This is a genomic window from Pseudomonas sp. H1_G08, from assembly GCF_054681355.1.
Window position 1 is genome coordinate 5,513,873 of the sequence record NZ_CP162822.1, and the last position, 20,589, is coordinate 5,534,461.

The window sequence follows — 20,589 nt, forward strand, 5'->3', positions numbered from 1 at the left end:
GTAGGTTGATGCCAGAATATAACGATGCGCGACGACCGAACAGCCCGGCGAGGAATGGCATCCCGCGCCGGGCCTGATGGATCGCTTACTCCTGGGTTTCGCCGCGTTCACGGGCAATGGCGCGGTAGCCGATGTCCTTGCGGTAGAAGCAGCCTTCCCAGTCGATGGCAGCGGCCAGTTTGTAGGCCTGCTGCTGAGCTTCACCCACGGTGGCGCCCATGGCAGTGGCACACAGTACACGACCACCGGCAGTAACGACCTGACCGTCCTTTAACGCGGTGCCGGCGTGGAAGACTTTGCCTTCCAGACCTGACGCTGCGTCCAGACCGTTGATCGCTGCGCCTTTGGCGTAGTCGCCCGGGTAGCCGCCAGCAGCCAGAACGATGCCAACGCTCGGACGCGGATCCCACTGTGCTTCAATTTTGTCCAGTGCCTGCGCCAATGCGGCTTCAACCAGCAGCACCAGGCTCGATTGCAGACGCAGCATCACCGGTTGGGTTTCCGGATCGCCGAAGCGGCAGTTGAACTCGATGACTTTCGGGTTACCGGCCTTGTCGATCATCAGACCGGCATAAAGGAAGCCAGTGTAGACGTTGCCTTCCTCGGCCATGCCGCGCACGGTCGGCCAGATCACCTGATCCATCACGCGCTGGTGCACGTCGGCGGTGACCACCGGGGCAGGGGAATAAGCACCCATGCCGCCAGTGTTCGGGCCGCTGTCGCCGTCGCCGACGCGTTTGTGATCCTGGCTGGTGGCCATCGGCAGCACGTTCTTGCCGTCGACCATGACGATGAACGAAGCTTCTTCGCCGTCGAGGAATTCTTCGATCACCACGCGTGAACCGGCGTCGCCAAACGAGTTGCCAGCGAGCATGTCACGCACGGCGTCTTCGGCTTCGGCCAGGGTCATGGCGACGATCACGCCTTTGCCGGCAGCCAGGCCATCGGCCTTGATCACGATCGGCGCGCCTTTCTCACGCAGATAAGCCAGGGCCGGCTCGATCTCGGTGAAATTCTGGTAATCGGCGGTCGGGATCTTGTGGCGGGCGAGGAAATCCTTGGTGAAGGCTTTCGAGCCTTCCAGTTGCGCAGCACCGGCAGTCGGACCGAAGCAGTCCAGGCCACGGGAGCGGAACAGATCGACCACGCCGGCCACCAGCGGCACTTCCGGGCCGACGATGGTCAGGGAAACGTTCTTTTCCGCGAAATCGGCCAGTTGCTCCAGCGCCAACACGTCGATGGCAACGTTTTCACATTTGGCTTCAATGGCGGTGCCAGCGTTGCCCGGTGCAACGAAAACCTTCTGCACACGCGGATCCTGAGCCACTTTCCAGGCCAGAGCGTGTTCACGGCCACCGCTGCCAATGATCAAAACATTCATTTCAAAAACCTCAAAAATCTGTCAGGCGCTGCTGGAGCGCTTTATGTGGGAGCGAGCCTGCTCGCGAAAGCGGTGTGTCAGTCAACGTCAACGTCGCTGGCAGATTGCATTCGCGAGCAGGCTCGCTCCCACATTTGAATCGGTGTATCAGTGACGGAAGTGGCGCATGCCGGTGAAGACCATTGCGATGCCGGCTTCATCAGCAGCAGCAATCACTTCGTTGTCACGCATCGAGCCGCCCGGCTGGATCACCGCAGTGATGCCGACCTTGGCCGCATTGTCCAGACCGTCGCGGAACGGGAAAAACGCGTCGGACGCCATGACCGAACCGGCCACCTGCAAACCGGCGTGCTCAGCCTTGATCGCGGCGATGCGTGCCGAGTTGACGCGGCTCATCTGGCCGGCGCCGACACCGATGGTCTGGCGGTTCTTGGCGTAGACGATGGCGTTGGATTTGACGTATTTGGCGACTTTCCAAGCGAAGATCAGATCGTGGATTTCCTGTTCGGTCGGCGCGCGTTTGGTCACCACTTTCAGGTCATCGGCGCTGATCATGCCGATATCACGGCTCTGCACCAGCAGGCCACCGTTGACGCGCTTGTAATCCCAGGCAGCGGCGCGCTCAGCCGACCACTCGCCGCAGGCCAGCAGGCGTACGTTGGCTTTGGCCGCGACGATGGCGCGGGCTTCTTCGCTGACCGATGGGGCGATGATCACTTCAACGAACTGGCGCTCGACGATCGCTTTGGCGGTCTCGGCATCCAGTTCACGGTTGAAGGCGATGATGCCGCCGAACGCCGACTCGGTGTCGGTGGCGTAGGCCAGTTCGTAAGCCTGACGAATGCCGCCCTCAGCGTCCGGGCTGACCGCCACGCCGCACGGGTTGGCGTGCTTGACGATCACGCAGGCTGGCTTGACGAAACTCTTCACGCATTCCAGCGCAGCGTCGGTGTCGGCGACGTTGTTGTACGACAGTTCTTTGCCTTGCAGCTGGGTCGCGGTGGCGATGCCGACTTCGGCAGGCCTGGCTTCCACGTAGAACGCCGCGCTCTGGTGCGGGTTCTCGCCGTAGCGCATTTCCTGAGCCTTGATGAACTGGCTGTTGAAGGTGCGCGGGAATTCGCTGCGACCTTCAGTGCTCAAGGTTTCAGCGGCCTGGTTCACGGTGCCCATGTAGTTGGCGATCATGCCGTCGTAGGCGGCGGTGTGTTCGAAGGCCTTGAGCATCAGGTCGAAACGCTGAGCGTAGGTCAGGCCGCCGGCCTTGAGATTTTCCAGAACGTTGGCGTAATCGCTGGCATTCACCACGATGGCCACGTCTTTGTGGTTTTTCGCTGCCGAACGGACCATGGTCGGGCCGCCGATATCGATGTTCTCGATGGCGGTCGGCAGGTCGCAGCCTGGCTTGTTGATGGTCGCTTCGAACGGGTACAGGTTGACCGCTACCAGATCGATCGGCTTGATGCCGTGCTCGTTCATGATCGCGTCGTCAGTACCGCGACGACCGAGGATGCCGCCGTGGATTTTCGGGTGCAGGGTTTTCACCCGACCGTCCATCATCTCGGCGAAACCGGTGTAATCCGCGACTTCCACTGCGGCAACGCCGTTGTCACGCAGCAGCTTGAACGTTCCGCCGGTGGAGAGGATCTCGACGCCCAGAGCTTCGAGCTCCTTGGCGAATTCGAGGATCCCGGTCTTGTCGGAAACGCTGATCAAGGCGCGGCGGATCGGCAGGCGGGTAGTCTGGTCGGTCATCTCAATTTCCATCAAAAGCAAAGGAAGTCAGCAAAAAAGGCGACCGTTTTTTACGCGGGCGCCTTTCTGGTTTGATTGAATGCTTACAGCAGATCGTACTGCTTGAGTTTCTTGCGCAGCGTGCCGCGGTTCAGTCCCAGCAGCTCACTGGCCTTGGTCTGGTTGCCCTTGACGTAGTTCATCACGCTTTCGAGCAGGGGCGCCTCGACTTCGGACAGCACCAGGTTGTACACATCCGTGACGGACGCGCCCTCAAGGTGGGCGAAATAATTGTGCAGCGCCTTCTCGACACTCCCGCGAAGGGTCTGGCCTTCTTCGCTCGGCGTGTTGAGGTGCTGTTTCAAATTCACGTTGTCGCTCACGGGTGTTGTTCCACTCACTAAAGTCTCGGTCATCATCGTCATGCGGCCACCCCTTCTTCGTCCCCTGTCAGGCTCTTGTAACGCTCGGCGAAGAACTCCCGAACGTCGGCGCATTGTGTTTCCGTACCATCCAAACGATTGAAACGGGCGCGAAACTCCCTGGCGCCCGGCAAGGTTGCGAGATACCAGCCCACATGCTTGCGGGCAATGCGCACGCCCATCACGTCACCATAAAAGGCGTGAAGGGCAGCCAGATGCTCCAGCAGGATGCGTTCCACTTCGCTCAGTTCCGGCGCCGGCAATTTCTCGCCGGTGCGCAGGAAGTGTTCGATCTCGCGAAAAATCCATGGCCGCCCTTGAGCGGCACGGCCTATCAGCAGGCCATCGGCACCGGTCGCATCAAGCACGTATCGGGCCTTTTCCGGCGAATCGATATCGCCGTTGGCAAACACCGGGATCGACACGGCCTGCTTGATCGCGGCAATCGTGTCGTACTCGGCTTCCCCTGTGTACAGATCGGCGCGGGTGCGGCCATGCACGGCCAGCGCTGTGATCCCGGCCTGTTCGGCGATCTTCGCCACGTTCAGACCGTTCTTGTTTTCGCGATCCCAGCCGGTGCGGATCTTCAGGGTGACCGGCACATCAACCGCGGCCACTACGGCCTGCAGGATCTCGGTCACCAGTGCTTCGTCTTTCAGCAACGCGGAGCCGGCGGCCTTGTTGCAGACCTTCTTTGCCGGGCAACCCATGTTGATATCGATAATCTGTGCGCCCAGTTCGACGTTGGCCCGTGCCGCATCGGCCAGCATCTGCGCGTCGCCACCGGCGATCTGCACCGAGCGCGGCTCGGGATCGCCTTCGTGGATCATGCGCATGCGCGACTTGCGGGTATTCCACAGGCTCATGTCACTGGTGACCATTTCCGAGACTACAAGCCCTGCGCCCAGACGCTTGCACAGCTGACGAAAGGGCTGGTCGGTGACGCCCGCCATCGGGGCGAGAATCAAACCGTTTTGCAATGTATATGGGCCGATGCGTACCGCCGACATAGGACTTCCCTGAAGTGGGGCCGGATCATGAGAGTTCGAAAAAGGGTGGGCATGATACCCGCTCTCGATGACTGGTTAAAGGCTGAATTGAACAAAATCTGAACAGTTATTCTGTTATCGCCAACGGTTTGGTTGGCCGCGATCCAGTCAGAAAAATGCCGTCAATCCGGAAACGCTGAAGCGGTTCATTCCGGTGAGTGGAAGTTCAGGCTGTAATTCACCGCTTTCGGCCCCGGATCGAGAATATCCAGGGCGATGTGGATCGGCGTCTGCGGCGGCATTTCCGCCAGGCCTTCGAGATCGCCGCTCAGATACTCGCCGGGTTTGAAGCGACGACTGGCGATCAGGTGACCGTTGAGGTCGGCAAAACGCAGTTCGAGCAACGGGAACGGCTGGGAAAACGTCGCCCGGTTGTAAATGATCGCATCGACCACCAGCGCCCCGCTGAACTCGGGATGGCTGCGCACCACCAGGTTGCTGCTCTTGATTTTGCCGATATCGACTTTCGACGGCACGGTGCAGCCGATCTGCGGGCAGATCTGCTGGAACCACGGTCGGTATTGATCCTGCCGCGCCAGTTCCTCGAAGTGATAGGCGATGTACTGGGCGGCAAGGCCGCCGGCCGCCAACACCACCAGCACCAGCCAGAGCAGGCGCCGGCCCCAGGGCGAGCGGCGCTGCTGCCAGTCCAGTTGCAGCGGGTCGTCGGTCAGATCCTGCAGGACCTCGGCGCGCACGCCGGGCTCGGCCCGTTCGCGTTTTTTGCGCGGCGAAGTGATCAATGGCAGATCGTCGTCATCGTTGTCGTCGCTGGCTGACAGGCGTTCGCGGCGGGCGTTGGGATCGATCGGATCGTGCAGGCGCAGTTGCGGGATCGGCGGCTCGTCATCCAGATCCACCGGCTCCAGCGACAGCGAAGGTTCGGTGCGCTCGGGTTCGAGGGTTTCGATGCCGTCGATATCCGGCTCGATATCCGGCGCTACGCTGCGCTCATCCGCAGGCTCGCTGAACAGGCTGTCGGGCCATGTGCCTTCGTCCGGCTCCGGGCTGTCGCGTCGGGCGCTCAAGGATTCTTCGCGGGTACGGCCGAATTCGGCGGCCGGCTGGATTTCGCGCTGTTCGAGGCGGGCGAGTTCTTCGTCCAGATCGAGGCTGTCCAGATCCAGTTCCGACGCGCTCCATTGCTTCTGGCTGATGGCGCGCGGTGCGGGGATCTGTTCGACGACCGCAGAATCGCTGACAGGCGCGGGCGCTTCAGGCAGCGCTGGTGCGAGCGGCGTCACCGTGTCCTTGCCGGAATGTTGCTTGAGCAGCTGCTTGGCGGCATTGAACACTTGCAGGCAGGAGCCGCAACGAACCACCCCGCGCGCCACGCTCAATTGAGCATGGTTGACGCGGAAACTGGTCTGGCAATGCGGGCATTGGGTGACGAAACTGTCGGTCATGCGGCGATCCGGTTCAGGCAAGCGGTCATTTTAGCGCCGACGCCCGGTGATGCGCACCCAGCCGTCGCGATTGGCGATCGGGTCGAGCTCGAAGTCCTGCGCATAAGCTGCCGCTACTTCTTCGCCCTGCTCGGCGAGAATGCCCGACAGCGCCAGGCGCCCGCCGCTCTTGACCAGACCGGACAGTTGCGGCGCCAGCGACACCAGCGGGCCGGCGAGAATGTTGGCGACCAGCACGTCGGCCTGAACTTGCGGCAGATCCTCGGGCAGGTACAGCGGGAACAGCTCATCGGCAATATTGTTGCGCCCAGCGTTGTCGCGCGAGGCTTCCAGTGCCTGTACGTCGATGTCGGTGCCCACAGCTTGTTTGGCGCCGAGCAGCAGGGCGGCAATCGCCAGAATCCCCGAGCCACAGCCGAAGTCGAGCACGTGGCAGCCTTTCAGATCCTGACCGTCGAGCCATTCCAGGCACAGTGCGGTGGTCGGGTGGGTGCCGGTGCCGAACGCCAGGCCCGGGTCCAGCAGCAGGTTGACCGCGCCAGGCTCGGGCGCGGCGTGCCAGCTCGGCACGATCCACAGACGCTGGCCGAAACGCATCGGCTCGAAACCGTCCATCCAGCTGCGTTCCCAGTCCTGGTCTTCGATGACTTCGCTGTGATGTTCGGGCAACGGGCTGCCGGTCAGCAATTCCAGATGGGCCAGAACCGGCTCCGGTTCGGTACCGCCTTCGAACAGCGCCAGCAAGTGGGTGTGCGACCACAGCGGCGTGGTGTTGAGTTCCGGTTCGAAGATCGGCTGGTCTTCGGCGTCCATGAAAGTCACCGACACGGCGCCGACTTCGAGGAATGCGTCCTCGTAGGTTTCGGCTTGTTCCGGGGTGATGGCGAGACGGACTTGCAGCCAAGGCATGGCGGGCACCTTTGAAAATCTGTGGGGCAGCCCGAAGCTGCAAAAGCGCGCAGTTTACGCCAGGTCGCCGGCAAAGTGGACACACCGCTTGGCTGTTACACATTCGCGGCCGCGATATACATATGTATGGCCTGAGCACTTTTGTCGGCAAATAGAGTGAGCGCTCATCTCTACGCAACAAAAGGCTGGACGACATGGCGGATCAACAAGGGACTGTAGAAGAAAAACCACCGATAGCCGCTGCGTCTACGGGGTCGGTGCAGGAGATCCTCCTGCGCATCACGCGCTGGCAGGTGATGATCGACAAGCGCTTGAACAGCCAGATGACGTTGCTCGAGGCGCTGGAGCATTTCGCTTTGACTGAACTGCGCAGGCATTACCCGGACGGCCATTTCGCCCCGGGCTTTGTGGTTGCGCTGCTTGACGCCATTCTGCAAAAGCTTATCGACGGCCGGCCAGTCATGTTCCTGGCGCTCCAGGACGCGCCATTTCGCTGGCCTGGGGGCGCTGACACCGGTTTACCGTCCAGCCGTCATGAGCATGTGATCCGGACGGTGGATAGCGTTTCGCTGCACTTCCTCGACCAGTACAAAAAATACCTGCGAGAACATTGGGCGACAAAAGGGCAGGAAGCGCTGTTTGATCGCCTGATCAAGCGCAAGCTGCGGCGCTATATCAAGGACATCGAGTTGCTGTTGCGCCGTGACCAACTGGCGGGCCTGACACTGGATCAATTGCGCAGCAAAATTGACCGGGTTCAGGCTCGCAGCACGCGTCGGTACCGATTGACCGCCCTGGCAACCGGCGCAGAGAAAAAGATTCTCGAGGCGCATTCCTTCGCGCAACTGCCGTCATGGATGAAGGCGCTGAAGGAGCCGGATCGCGCCTTGTTGCGCGATTATCAGGAGCAGACGTCACTGGCGCAGGCAGCTCTCGATGACCTGCTGCAGGGCCACGGCTCGTTGCGCGACTTTGCCCGCCAGCAGGCCATCGAATACATTCAGCTCAAGCTCGACATGGCGGTTGAACCAGACCGAATCGACGTGCGGCTCAGATGGCGCTCGGCGGTCGGTGAGCCGACCCACAATCGCAGCCTCAGTGACCTGCTGGCATGCGGGCCGATCGGTCAGGACTTCGCAGCGGTATTGGAGATCACCAGTCCTGCGCCATTGCGCAACCAGTCACTCAAGCCGGCATTCATTGCCGACATGCTGGCGGAACAGGATTATCCGGCGGACTACCTGCGCGCCCTCGCCGAGCAGTACCAGCGCACCGACGTGCAAAAGGCACTCATCGACTGGTTCACCGTACGGCTCAGGCAGAGCGCATTCGTCGCGCGCTGCGCAGCTCATCTGGCGGATTCCGACCATGAGCGTCTCGAGCAGATGTGGTCTGGGCGAGCGGCAATGAAACCGTTGCAAGTGGCCGCTTTGACGCTGCCCAACGGCATGCAATGCGCCGATCTTCTGGTGTTCTACCAGGCAGAGACTGAGCAAGCGGTGAATAACCTGGTGCTGTACGCGCCCAACAAACCCGACGGTCAGGAGTGGGTTCGGTTGCCTTCGATTGCGGCGTTGACCGGCGAAGTATGGAGCTGGACGCAGAGCGAATCCGGTCGCGAGTATCTGTTGCAGCAGCTTTCGCCGGCTGCACATCACCCGGCACGTGATTATCTTGTGGCTGCGGCGGCCAGTCCTGCTCTCTGGGGCATGCAGAGTGACCTTCGACGAACGCCCTTGTCGTTCGACGAGTGCGTCGAAGCCGCTGCAAAAATGGCCCTGGCAAACAACCTGCAGCGGGTCGAGCAGGACAACTCGCTGCGCTGGTACACGACGCTCGCGCTCGAGGCTCGCCGGCGCATCAGCAGTCTGAATCAGGAACTGATCGTTCATCAGCAGGTTTTCAACGAGCTGCTGGGCGGTTTCGAGGTTTTTGTCGATTTCGCCAGGCGCTCGGTTGCCGCAGCGATCACGCCCTATATGCGCAGCAAGAACGTGCCGGAACCGGTCGATCCGGCCACTGTGTTGATCGATTACAACCCTGGCGTCGCCGACCGCAGGAAGCAGCAGGTGGCCACGCTGCTCGACCTGGCCATTCACGGCTACGATGACAATTCCGGCATCGAACATCCGAAAAAAGGCGTGCGATCGTCGGTTGGCCAGGATCTGAGCCAGGTGCGCAGCGCCGATCTGGCGCTGTATCTGCGCCGGGCGTGGCTGGGTGAAAAATACGCCAGCGAGATCCGTGGCAAATATCTCGCCCCGCGTGATGCTGCCTACGAACCGCGTCGCTTTGCCTACCGCAACGTACTGCTGTCAAAGATGGACCGGGATTTACGCGTGGCCAGAAGTCAGGCGCGATTGAGCGACGCGGTGTATTCGGCGCTGGTCCGTCAGGTCTCTCTGTTGAGCGAGGTGCCAGCACCGGGTACGCATTTTCCGGGCGCCAGCATGGTTGAAAGTGACGGCGTGTTCAGGTTCACCGTGCGTCATCACGTCGTGCTCGGGGTGTATGTGCTGACCTCGTTCGACCCCGAGCCGTCCTGGTGGCTGTACACGCCTGATGCCCCCGACGGTATTGTGGTGCGTGCATATCAATCACTGTTCGGCGACATCGCCGGCGCTTTGCATGACTACTTGATGGCGCGTACGCCGGTTGCTGCGCGCAGCATCGTGTCGCGCACCCTGTATGCGATTGCGGCCAAAAAACAACGCGTCGATACGCTGCACGAAGCGCAGCGCCTGACTGACGCGCGCAGCGAGTTCAACGCGTACATCGAGCGCGCGGTCACGGATGTGCAGGACATCACCACCAGCCGCGCGCAAATGATCGAACGCCAAGTGGTCAAGGGGCTGATGTTTGCAGCTGCACCGTTTTGTATGGTGTTTCCTCCGTTTGCCTTGCTGCTTGATGTCGTGTTCATTGCCGTCAGCGCTGGTCAGGCGGTCGCGGCGCATCTGGAGGGCGACATCGATGGCGCGCTCGGCCACTGGCTGGAGGCGTCGTGGGGGGCGCTGTTTGCCATGGTCGGCGCAGGCAGTGCGATCAAGTGGCTGGGCGGTGCGGCCAGAAGTCTGAAGCACACGATGAGGCCTGTCTCGTTGTTGTCAGAGCGTCTGAATACCGTGGCTCCGCTACGCAGGGACGCGCTGCCGGCGATCCGGGAGGTACGCTTTCATGCCAGGCAGGCCGTCAGCAAGACGCCCGAACATTTGCAAAGGGTGAGCGAAGAAGGCGTCTTTTTCGGCACCTGGCGCAGCCCGCCCAGCGCTGCACAGCCGCAACCGGCCTATTACATTCGCAACAGAGGCAAGTACTTTCTGGTCAGGGAAAATCCGCATTTCGGTGGCCTGAGCCTGGTCGATGCCCGTCGCCCGACCGCCATCTATCAGCAACCGATTCAGCTTGCTCCGGGGGGCAAGTGGACACACGCCAGGGTCGGACTCACAGGAGGCAACGTGCGCAACCTTGGGCGCGTGAACAATTTGAATGATGCTTTTCCTGGAGGTGTCGAGCCCGTGCTGAACCGCGGCGCGCTGCAGGGCGAAGCCGTGGTGGCGGCTTTCCGTCCCGGATCGCAGGATAACTACCTGTTTTCGTTGAATGCGCAGAGTTGCGTCATCGCCTCGCTGTATAACCCGACGACAAGAGTGGGGGCGGTCATTCATTTTGATCACAATATTCGCCCGTTGATCGAGCGAAGTGTCACGCAGGTGCTGGAGCGTCTGGGGGGAACACCGCAGAACATTCGCGCCACGCTGGTGGGTGGCGACTGGCTGTCGGCGGGTGCTGACATCGGCGGTCCGGTCAGGCGAGTGTTGCGCGAACAGGGCCTGCAGCCGACCTGGGATTACTGGTCATACTCGTCGTGCCTGGGCAACAGCTATGGCGTGGTGCTGAATCTGAACAATGGAGTCTCTAGAGTGTTCAAGCATTCCTCTGGTCAGATTGGCAGGCTGTACAACCCGCTTATCGCCAGATCGAGTTATGCCACGGACGGGCTCTCGATACGTGCCCGAAACTTTACGAGGCGGTTCACCCGCAGACCGTTACATGAAAACGCAGCAGGAGCGGTGGTCGATGAGGCTGGCCTGGGGGCATCTGCCGCAATGGTCGAGCAGCAGGCCTTCTCCACGGTAATGGTCTGATGGGTTTGTTGCAGGCATAAAAAAACCCGATCCGCAGGGATCGGGTTTTTCATGCCGCTTCAGCCTTACGACTGTTTGGCCAGCTTGTGCTCGAGGTAGTGAATGTTCACACCGCCCTTGCAGAAGCCTTCGTCACGAACCAGATCACGGTGCAGCGGGATGTTGGTCTTGATCCCGTCGACCACGATTTCGTCCAGGGCATTGCGCATGCGTGCCATGGCTTCGTCGCGGGTTGCGCCGTAAGTGATCAGCTTGCCGATCAGCGAGTCGTAGTTCGGTGGCACGGCATAACCGCTGTACAGGTGCGAGTCGACGCGAACGCCGTTGCCGCCTGGGGCGTGGAAATGCTTGACCGTGCCCGGGCTCGGCATGAAGGTCTTCGGATCTTCAGCGTTGATCCGGCACTCCAGCGAGTGACCGCGGATGACCACGTCATCCTGAGTGAACGACAGCTTGTTGCCAGCGGCGATGCTGAGCATCTCCTTGACGATGTCGATACCGGTGACCATCTCCGAAACCGGGTGCTCCACCTGAACACGGGTGTTCATTTCGATGAAGTAGAAACGACCGTTCTCGTAGAGGAACTCGAAAGTACCGGCGCCACGGTAGCCGATGTCGATGCACGCCTTGACGCAGCGAGCCAATACTTCCTGGCGCGCTTTCTCGTCGATGCCCGGTGCCGGTGCTTCTTCGAGAACCTTCTGGTGACGACGCTGCAGCGAGCAGTCGCGGTCGCCCAGGTGGATGGCGTGGCCCTGGCCGTCGGACAGTACCTGCACTTCGACGTGGCGCGGGTTGGTGAGGAATTTTTCCAGATAGACCATCGGGTTGCCGAACGCCGCGCCTGCTTCGGAGCGGGTCAGTTTTGCCGAGGCGATCAGGTCTTCTTCCTTGTGCACCACGCGCATGCCGCGACCACCACCGCCACCGGCGGCCTTGATGATCACCGGGTAGCCGACTTCACGACCGATGCGCAGCGCCGTTTCTTCGTCTTCCGGCAGCGGGCCGTCAGAGCCAGGAACGGTCGGTACGCCGGCTTCGATCATCGCGTGCTTGGCCGATACCTTGTCGCCCATCAGGCGGATGGTGTCGGCTTTCGGGCCGATGAAGGCGAAGCCGGAGTTCTCGACCTGCTCGGCAAAATCGGCGTTTTCCGCGAGGAAACCGTAGCCTGGGTGAATGGCGGTAGCGCCGGTCACTTCAGCGGCAGCGATGATGGCCGGAATGTGCAGGTAAGACTGAGCGGCGGACGCCGGGCCGATGCAGACGGATTCGTCTGCCAGACCCAGGTGCATCAGCTCTTTGTCGGCCTTGGAGTAAACGGCGACGGTCTTGATGCCCATCTCTTTGCAGGCACGCAGAATCCGCAGGGCGATCTCACCGCGGTTAGCGATCAGAACTTTTTCCAACTTCGCAGTCATCAAAGGCTCTCCGCGGTTCAAACGATGGTGAACAGCGGTTGGTCGTACTCAACCGGCTGGCCGTCTTCGACGAGGATGGATTCGATCACACCGCTGGTTTCAGCTTCGATGTGGTTCATCATCTTCATGGCTTCGACGATGCACAGGGTGTCGCCTTTCTTCACGGTCTGGCCGACTTCAACGAAGGCTGGCGAGGTTGGCGAAGATTTGCGGTAGAAGGTGCCGACCATCGGCGAACGGGCCACGGTGCCGTTCAGCGCGGGTGCAGCAGCGGCAGCCGGAGCAGCGGCAGCGACTGGCGCGGCAGCAGGGGCAGCGGCCGGAGCCTGCATCGGGGCTGGCGCGTAGTACTGCTGCGCCGGGGTCTTGCTGTGGCGGCTGATGCGTACGGACTCTTCGCCTTCCTTGATCTCGAGCTCGTCGATGCCGGACTCTTCCAGCAATTCGATCAGTTTCTTAACTTTACGGATATCCATGAATCATCAACTCCCAAGGGTCGGTCAGGGGCGTATAGCTTGGTGTTCAAGCTGCTCTAGTGCGGCCTCCAGGGCCAGTCGGTAACCGCTGGCGCCAAGGCCGCAGATCACTCCTACCGCTACATCGGAGAAGTAGGAGTGATGGCGGAAAGGTTCGCGCTTGTGCACGTTGGACAAATGCACTTCGATGAATGGGATGCTCACTCCCAGCAGCGCGTCACGTAATGCGACACTTGTGTGCGTAAAAGCCGCCGGATTGATCAGAATGAAGTCCACGCCTTCACCGCGTGCAGCGTGGATGCGATCGATCAATTCGTACTCGGCGTTGCTTTGCAGGTGCAGCAGATGATGGCCGGCTTCACGGGCGCGCCGCTCCAGATCCTGATTGATCTGCGCCAGGGTCGTCGACCCGTAGGTCCCCGGTTCCCGGGTGCCGAGCAGGTTCAGGTTGGGGCCGTGCAGCACCAGTAGCGTTGCCATCTGCGTTGTCCTTGTTATCAATGAGCAGTCGTCAGAACCCGGCGACTATGCCGCAAAGCCTTTGTGACTGTCCAGTTCCATGCAATAGGCGGCACGATGGGCGATGTTTGCGCGAAATTTGTGACCGAGGATCAGGATCCGGTCACTTGTAATGACAGGGCCGCCGCCTTCGCGAGCAGGCTCGCTCCCACAGGGGTATGCATTCCAATGTGGGAGCGAGCCTGCTCGCGAAGGCGGTGTGTCAGACGCGAAAGGCTTGAACGGCAGTATGCAGTTGGCCGCCGAGAACCAACAAATTCTCGCCCTGTTCGCGCCCTTGGCCGATGCGCAGCAGGTTATCCCCACCCAATTGATGAATGCGCTCGCTGTGATCGCGGATTTCGCTGACCGCGCCACTTTGCTGCGCGGTGACATCGGCGATGCGCACAGCGGTGTCGGCGATGGTCTGTATCGCGCCAACGATTTTGTCCAGTGCACCGTCCGCCGCTTGCGCCTGACTGGCCGTGGCTTCGGCGTGTTCGACCTGCGCGCGCATGCCTTCGACCGATTGCCGCGCGGCGGTCTGCAGGCCGGCGATCAGTGTCTGGATTTCCGCCGTGGCCCCGGCGGTGCGTTGTGCCAGCGAGCGCACTTCCTCGGCGACCACGGCAAAACCACGACCCATCTCCCCGGCGCGGGCGGCCTCGATCGCGGCGTTCAGGGCGAGCAGATTGGTCTGGTCAGCAATCGAACGAATCACTGTCAGCACGCCGCCGATGGTTGCTGATTCTTCTGCCAGATGTTCGATCATCTGCGCATTGCCTTGAACCTCACCGACCAGCGCATGCAGTCCGGTCAGGCTCTGGCCGATTACAGCCTGCCCATGCTCGACGGCGAGACCGGCATGACGACTGGCGTCGGCAGCCTGACGGGCATCGCCGGCCACTTGCTGAATGGTCGCCTCGAGTTCTCCCAGCGAATCGCGAATCAGCGCAGTATCGCCGGCCTGATGTTCGGCGCCGCTGTGCAGGTCATTGCTCAGTTCGGCGAGGGTGCGGCTGCTGCCCGCGACCTGCTCGGCGTTGCCGCGAATGGTGCCGACCAGATCCACCAGATAGGCGCGCAAGCGGTTGAGCGACGCTTCGATGTCATGCAATTCGCGATTGGTCTTGCCCAGTTGGATGTCGCGACTGAAATCGCCCTCGGCCCACGTCGACAGCGCCGGGGCGAGGTTGGTCAGAGTGCGGGCCAGGCGCCGCTGCAAGGTATCGATGAGCAGGGCGATCAGCAGAATCAGGCCTATCATCACGCCTTGCATCAGCCGCACTTCGCCCTGGATCTGCCCATGTTGCGCGCGTACCACCGGTTCGAGGCCGGCGATGGCGTGTTGCACGCTGGCGATTTTATCGTGGGTCGCGGCGCTGAGCTCGGCGCGTTTCTGGATCTGCTCGCGGGTGCGCGCCAGTTCCGCCGGATAGCGGCCGAGCAAGCTGTTGAGTTCGCGTTTGAGGCCGACACCGGCATCTTCAGCGGCGGCTTCGTCGGTGGTTTCGATGCCCATCAACGCGGCGAAATCGTCACTGCTCGATTCGTTGCTGGCGACCACGCCGAGCAAGGGCAGGGCATCGATGGCCTCGGCCTGGGCGCGCATGTTGCTCACTTCGCGCTCGACATCGGCAGCCAGTTCACTGCGCCCGCTGCTGACCAGTTTGTCCCGCGCCAGCGACAGTCTGCCCAGATGCTGCGATGCGGCGAGCAGTGGTGCGAGGTAGGCGGCGTTGCCATTGGCGTAGGTGTTGAGCTGGTCGAGGCTGGCGCTGAGTTCGCGTTCGGCCTGCAACAGCAGCGCCTGCGGATCGCCAGCCAGTTTGCCGGCGGCGAGCAGGTCGGTTTTGCTGAATTCATCAAGGCTCGACAGACTTGGCTGCACGGTGTCGGCCAGCGTCGGGGGCAGGTCACCCAGTTGCTTTTGCACGCTGTCGATAGCCTGGGCGGCACTGCTCAGGCGCAGCGCGTCACCGCTGGCCAGATAATCCTCGACGTTGCGCGCCACTTCATTCTGAAATTGTTGCGACAGCCCCAGGTAACGCTCCATCAACAGATAGGGGCGTTCGAGGGCTTTTTGCGACCACCACAGCGTGGCGCCAAGGGCCACGCAGACGGCGACCAGCAGCAGAGTGTTGAGATTGGTGAGCAACTTCAGGCGCATGACGGCTACCAACGGCAGGAATGGTAAGCGCCTGAATTTATTGCGGTTCTATTACAAGGTTATGACCGAATCAGTGGATTCCGATGAAAAAGTGGCACTTTGCTTTGACTGGCGCGCGGTCTGCACCCGATTGCGTCCTGCACCCTTGGCGCGATACAGCGCCTCATCGGCCTGGCTGGCCATCATCAGGCTGTCGGAGTCATCGCACATTTCTACTACGCCGGCGCTGAACGTGCACCAGAGGTCCTGCGGCTGCGCCGGGTAATGAATCTCGGCGAAGCGCTGGCGAATCTCGTCGAGGACTTTGTGCGCCGCGTCGATATCGGTGTCGGGCATGACGATGGCGAACTCTTCGCCGCCGTATCGGCCAATGAAATCGGTCTTGCGCAACCGCTGCTTGAGAAACAGCGCGAGGCTCTTGATCACCCGGTCGCCCATCGGGTGGCCGTGGCTGTCGTTGACCCGCTTGAAGTGATCGATGTCGAGCATGGCAAAGCTCAGCGGTTTGTTTTCGCGGCGCGCGCGGAACGAGCAGTCTTCGAGCAATTGCAGGATGTGCGTGTGGTTGTACAGGCCGGTGAGGCTGTCGCGAACCATCCGTGCTTTGAGGTTGCGCGCGCGGGCGGCGCGGTTGCGCACAGTGGTGATCAGGTGCCGCGGTTTGATCGGCTTGGTCAGGAAGTCATCGCCGCCCTCGCTCATGGCGTCGAGCTGCTTGTCCAGATCGTCCTCGGCCGACAGGTAAATGATTGGCACGCTGACATAGCGGTCGTTGTGGCGGATGACCTTGGCCAGCTCGGTGCCGGTGCAGGCCGGCATGTACATGTCGAGGATGATCAGGTCCGGCTGGAAATCCGCCAGCTCGGCCATTGCCTGAATCGGTTCGATCAGGGTGCGTGTGACAATCCCGGCACTGTTGAGCAGACGCTCGGTGTGCAGGGCCTGGGCGCGCGAGTCGTCAATGATCAGCACTTTATAAGGCTCGTACTGGGCGACGCAGGTCAGCACTTCGATTTTTTCCAGCAGGCTCGATGCTTCAAGGGTGCCGGTGAGGAATTCCTGGCCACCGGCGCGCACGGCGGCGAGGCGGGTCGGGGTGTCGGTTTCGTGCAGGCTGAAGAACAGCAGCGGCAGGGGTTCTTCGAGGCCGACCTGAGCTTCGGCGGCGAGTTTCAGGCCGATGCCGGGGCCACTGAAATCCACGTCCATGACAATCGCCGCGGGCAAGCGCTCGACCATCGACGAACGAAACGCGGCCACGCTGTCCAGTGCCTGCGCGCTCAAGCCGAAAAATTCCAGTTGCTTGGCCAGGCGTTCAGCGCGGTCGTGATCCTGCAACATCACGTAGATCGGCTTGCGCAGCGGCGGCAGGAACGTCTGGTCGAGCTGATCGCCATGGCGCAGGCCAGTGCGCGACAGGCGCTGCATCAAACGATTGAGATCGGTGATCAGGCCGCTGCTGAGGCGTCCACGATTGGCATCCACCGCTTGCAGCGACTGGCTGATGTGATGCGCCAACTGAGTGTGTTCCGGCTGTTCGAAGCGCTCGGCAAAACGCAGCAGACGCAGATTCGCCTCGCTCAGTTCGGCAAGATCGACGGTGGACCACTCACTGCGTTGCAGGCGCTGCCATATCTCAAGAATCTGACGTGCCTGATGAATTACCCGCTGGGCAAAGTGGTGCTTGAGACGCTCACGGCTGGGGTCTTCTGGCTCGGTCATATCCTGACTACTAGTTAGGGTGCATGCTGAGATCGACTGGTGGCTCTATGCTAGCACCTCTTTTCCCTTAGACGAGTGTCGTACGTCAATAATCTGCTGGACGACACGATTCAGTTTCTGACCGGATGGTTTTGTTTTTGTATCCGATTTTGGCCAAGTGCCCGCATGCTGGGGTTTTGCGAGAAATCCTGCCAGCGCTGTCGACATTTCACCGGCCTTGATGGGCGGCGTCTGACAGCGCTTTCTGATTTTTCTTCTGCGCGCTTTCACCGGCCCGGTTGGCTGGTACGGTTCAGGGATTCCCCTAGTTGCCGTCCATCCGCCATGAGCCAATGTTTCACCGAACTCGCCAGTGATGCCCAGCGCCTCAACCACAACATCACGCCCATCGACGACTGCGCCTGCGGCGAAGAGTTGTTGTATGGCGAGCGGGTGCAGGTGACAGAGGTGCCAGTGCTGACCTGCACTGGTCTATGGCGTATCTATCAGCGCGAAGCCGAAAATATCGTTGCGCCAGACGGCGTTCTGATTGCCGATCCTGTGGAGCGTAATCAGGTAATTAATGCGGCCTATGCCCGATTGTGGTTGCAGGATTCTCGTTTTCAATGGGCAGGTTTAGCGGCGTTTGCCTCAAAACAGGTCGGTTGTGGATTGCTGCATGCTTCAAACACTGTCGATCTCATAGGGCAGCAGCGGGACGCCAGAGCTCAATTACGTGGTATTCGCCGAGAGACCGGATTGCTGACGCCGGGTCGGCTTGAAGAACAAGCGAAAGCGTTGAAGGATTACAAGGCCGCGAATGCGCGTAATCCGGTTTCCGCACTGGATCTGCACCTGGGCGGCGAGTTGACGCTCGTGCAGCAGCAATTTCGCCACGTGCACGAAATGATGGCTTTGGGGAACACCACCCTGTTTTTGGATATTTTTCCACTTCATGTGTTTTACGCCAATCGGGGACTGAAAGAATTTAGTACCTGTCTGAAGGCGCGAGAGGGGATTTACGGACATCCCATGTTTCCGGTGCTATGGCCCGTTGGGCAAAAGCAACTGAAGTTTGGACAGTACTTCGAAATATTACTGCAGGCATTTCAAGCCATTGAAGAAGGGGATATCGCGCGTAGCGTGAAGCATCTTGCGGAACATGAGCAGCGTCACATACTTCAACCGACTATTTATGAAGACACGCGCCTCATCGCTTTGCTTAGAAGCAATCACGCCTCCTTCGTCACAGGTTTTCCCTCCGGAGTAGCTCAGGCCATCGAACTCACTTTGGCCAATCAGTGCCGTTCGCTCGACGACGGACGCACGATCGGCTTTGACGACAATCCATTCGCCAATCTCGCTGACATCGAACAGCGCATGGAATTTGTGCTTCGGGCTGCGCGGCGTTTTGATGATTTGCTAAGTGGCATCCATCGCTCCGCTCTTGAAGAGTCAATAAGAGATATAGCGGCTGGAACTGTGGCGCGATGAAGCTGCGTCGATGGGTTGATGGCTGGCGATTTGTTCTGCTTGCGATCATAGCGGTCGCGTTACTGCGCTGGTCAATTGAAATCATGCAGGACGATTTCGAGATCGCTCTAACGATCAACGAGCCTTGGGAGCAGATGCGTCAACGCTCATTTGCCGCCGTCGGACCGGTGCCATCCAGTGCTGTTTGGATCAGCAAGTCCAGATCGGGTGTGCGTTTGCGCTTCATCGATCCAGAATTCGGTTTTGTAACTCCTTTAGCTCGCGAATTCAGGATCAATGCCAAGTCAGTACAGTGGGTAGGGCGTGTTCGTCTTTCACCGCAAATGAAGCCGCTTTCACTTGATGAGGCACTCATCGTCGTCTCGGATTTGCATGCCCAACTGCGCAAAAAATGCTGGGTGGAGGCAAAAGTGATGAATGACCCTCCAATAGCGGACACGTTGCAATGGCGCACATGGTTTCACTCCCGTACGGAATATGCGACGTCGTTTTGGCTGGCAGCTGACAAGTATCAGTTGGCGATTGATTTAGAGCCATGGGGGATGAGGACTCACAAAACAGATCCGCTTTATCGAATTGTATTGACAGTTGATGAGCCCTATTTGCCGTTTGCCAATTCAGCATCTGCGAATGGTTGCGTTCGCAAAGACAGTAAAACTTCATAACTAAGGAGCTATCCCATGCCCATCCCAGCCTTCATGACCATCCACGGCAGCCGCCAGGGCCTGATCACCGCCGGCGCTTTCACCGAGGCGTCGGTCGGTAACGGCTACCAGAGCGGGCGCGAAGACAAGATCATGGTTCAGGCCCTCAGTCATGGCATGTACATACCCAAGGATCAGGGCGCCGGGCGGCGGATGCACAGGCCCTTGATCATCACCAAAACCCTCGACAAGGCTTCGCCCTTGCTGAATATGGCGCTGTCCAGCGGCGAGTTGCTGAGCGAATGCCGCGTGGAGTTTTATCGCACGTCGGCCAGCGGCGTGCAGGAGCACTTCTACACGGTGGAGCTGGAGGATGCGTTGGTCGTCGGCAGCGAACTATTGATGCCGAACTGTCTCGACACGGCCACGTCGCATCTCACCCAGCTGGAGAAAGTCCACTTCAGCTATCGGCGCATCTACTGGCGCCACGAAATCAGCCGGACGATGGGTTCGGACGAGTGGCAAGGCGAGGGACTTCGGTGAGGCTGGTCCGTGAACTGAGCCTGACCGACCACGAGCGCCAGCATGTCTGTTGCGTGGAAGAGGCGCTGGAGCACGTCAGCAGTCTGTTGAGCATGCGCCAACCGCTCGAAGGTCTGGATCAACTGCGGGCCGGTTTGATGATCAATCTGGACAGCGAAGTCCTGGCGCAGATCAAACAGGGTGAATGGTGCCTGATCAAAGCCGAAGCCGACTATGGCTACTGGCAGGGCGCCGAAGCGGTGTTCCAACAGGCCGTGCTCGAGCTTATGAACAACCCTCCCGAGCAGCCAACCCGCACCGCGCGAATCTTTCGTCTGGTCGACAGTGTGACTGGTGAGCCTTTGCCTGCGCAGGCCTACATCGCCACGATTGATGGAATACCCAGTCAGCGCCGAACTGACGCCCAAGGCATTGCACATCTGTTTACCGACGACCAAGTGCGGCAGCTTTCGCTGCGCATCTTCAACGTCTGAAAGCTGCGTCTATCCTTTCGTTCGCGACGTCCTTCGCTTGTTTTGCGCCAGTGCCGCGATAGCGGGTGCTAGGCCTTGGCACGTTGTTGTATGGTTGTGGTCGAACCGTTGAACCCAAGT

At 60.4% G+C, this 20,589-nt stretch carries 16 protein-coding genes; 5 read left to right on the forward strand and 11 right to left on the reverse strand.

Translation table 11 applies throughout. From position 1 onward, the window contains the following. Nucleotides 1-85: 85 nt before the first annotated feature. The 6 genes from purD to prmA all read right to left on the reverse strand — a co-directional run bounded on the left by purD (nucleotide 86) and on the right by prmA (nucleotide 6,901). Nucleotides 86-1,381, reverse strand: coding sequence for a phosphoribosylamine--glycine ligase (purD, locus tag AB4N85_RS24890; RefSeq protein WP_041480674.1), 1,296 nt, complete (start codon nucleotides 1,379-1,381; stop codon nucleotides 86-88). Nucleotides 1,382-1,528: 147 nt separating this feature from the next. Next, on the reverse strand, nucleotides 1,529-3,136 hold the full coding sequence (gene purH, locus AB4N85_RS24895) for a bifunctional phosphoribosylaminoimidazolecarboxamide formyltransferase/IMP cyclohydrolase (RefSeq protein ID WP_095180917.1): 1,608 nt from the start codon (nucleotides 3,134-3,136) through the stop codon (nucleotides 1,529-1,531). Nucleotides 3,137-3,219: 83 nt separating this feature from the next. Then, complete coding sequence (fis, locus tag AB4N85_RS24900) at nucleotides 3,220-3,540, reverse strand: DNA-binding transcriptional regulator Fis (protein ID WP_002555375.1); 321 nt, start codon at nucleotides 3,538-3,540, stop codon at nucleotides 3,220-3,222. After that, nucleotides 3,537-4,547 carry a tRNA dihydrouridine synthase DusB gene (dusB, locus tag AB4N85_RS24905; RefSeq protein ID WP_041480672.1) on the reverse strand — a complete coding sequence of 337 codons (1,011 nt, stop codon included), beginning with the start codon at nucleotides 4,545-4,547 and terminating at the stop codon, nucleotides 3,537-3,539. The genes fis and dusB overlap by 4 nt, the downstream gene beginning before the upstream one ends. 185 nt (nucleotides 4,548-4,732) lie before the next feature. Further along, entirely contained in the window at nucleotides 4,733-5,992 is a 1,260-nt protein-coding gene (locus AB4N85_RS24910; protein ID WP_460066281.1) for a DUF3426 domain-containing protein, read from the reverse strand. 30 nt (nucleotides 5,993-6,022) lie between these two features. After that, a complete protein-coding gene (gene prmA, locus AB4N85_RS24915; RefSeq protein WP_095180914.1) occupies nucleotides 6,023-6,901 on the reverse strand; it encodes a 50S ribosomal protein L11 methyltransferase in 879 nt (292 codons plus the stop codon). 194 nt (nucleotides 6,902-7,095) lie between these two features. Between prmA and AB4N85_RS24920 the strand changes: the two genes are divergently transcribed. Beyond that, on the forward strand, nucleotides 7,096-11,049 hold the full coding sequence (locus tag AB4N85_RS24920) for a type III effector 1 (protein WP_460066284.1): 3,954 nt from the start codon (nucleotides 7,096-7,098) through the stop codon (nucleotides 11,047-11,049). 65 nt (nucleotides 11,050-11,114) lie between these two features. On the opposite strand, the gene accC is transcribed toward AB4N85_RS24920, so the two are convergent. The 5 genes from accC to gcbA form a co-directional block, all read right to left on the reverse strand. Continuing rightward, nucleotides 11,115-12,470: an acetyl-CoA carboxylase biotin carboxylase subunit gene (gene accC / locus AB4N85_RS24925; protein ID WP_024011424.1), complete on the reverse strand. Its 1,356-nt coding sequence runs from the start codon at nucleotides 12,468-12,470 to the stop codon at nucleotides 11,115-11,117. Nucleotides 12,471-12,487: 17 nt separating this feature from the next. Beyond that, nucleotides 12,488-12,946 (reverse strand): acetyl-CoA carboxylase biotin carboxyl carrier protein, encoded by a 459-nt coding sequence (gene accB, locus AB4N85_RS24930; protein ID WP_016771862.1) that lies wholly within the window; start codon nucleotides 12,944-12,946, stop codon nucleotides 12,488-12,490. 24 nt (nucleotides 12,947-12,970) lie between these two features. Next, on the reverse strand, nucleotides 12,971-13,426 hold the full coding sequence (gene aroQ, locus AB4N85_RS24935) for a type II 3-dehydroquinate dehydratase (RefSeq protein ID WP_016771861.1): 456 nt from the start codon (nucleotides 13,424-13,426) through the stop codon (nucleotides 12,971-12,973). A gap of 241 nt (nucleotides 13,427-13,667) precedes the next feature. Continuing rightward, nucleotides 13,668-15,614: a methyl-accepting chemotaxis protein gene (locus AB4N85_RS24940; protein WP_460066288.1), complete on the reverse strand. Its 1,947-nt coding sequence runs from the start codon at nucleotides 15,612-15,614 to the stop codon at nucleotides 13,668-13,670. A 51-nt stretch (nucleotides 15,615-15,665) separates the two neighbouring features. Next, complete coding sequence (gene gcbA, locus AB4N85_RS24945; protein WP_016771860.1) at nucleotides 15,666-17,336, reverse strand: diguanylate cyclase GcbA; 1,671 nt, start codon at nucleotides 17,334-17,336, stop codon at nucleotides 15,666-15,668. A gap of 324 nt (nucleotides 17,337-17,660) precedes the next feature. Between gcbA and AB4N85_RS24950 the strand changes: the two genes are divergently transcribed. From AB4N85_RS24950 to AB4N85_RS24965, 4 genes are read left to right on the forward strand one after another with little or no spacing between them, the layout of a single operon-like run. Beyond that, entirely contained in the window at nucleotides 17,661-18,809 is a 1,149-nt protein-coding gene (locus AB4N85_RS24950) for a DUF2515 family protein (RefSeq protein ID WP_236169643.1), read from the forward strand. Then, a complete protein-coding gene (locus tag AB4N85_RS24955) occupies nucleotides 18,806-19,474 on the forward strand; it encodes a hypothetical protein (RefSeq protein ID WP_236169644.1) in 669 nt (222 codons plus the stop codon). Before AB4N85_RS24950 ends, AB4N85_RS24955 begins: the two co-directional genes overlap by 4 nt. A gap of 15 nt (nucleotides 19,475-19,489) precedes the next feature. Beyond that, complete coding sequence (locus AB4N85_RS24960) at nucleotides 19,490-19,996, forward strand: Hcp family type VI secretion system effector (protein ID WP_217851265.1); 507 nt, start codon at nucleotides 19,490-19,492, stop codon at nucleotides 19,994-19,996. Beyond that, nucleotides 19,993-20,469, forward strand: a complete 477-nt coding sequence (locus AB4N85_RS24965; RefSeq protein ID WP_122601518.1) for a hypothetical protein — start codon at nucleotides 19,993-19,995, stop codon at nucleotides 20,467-20,469. The genes AB4N85_RS24960 and AB4N85_RS24965 overlap by 4 nt, the downstream gene beginning before the upstream one ends. The last annotated feature ends 120 nt before the right edge of the window (nucleotides 20,470-20,589 follow it).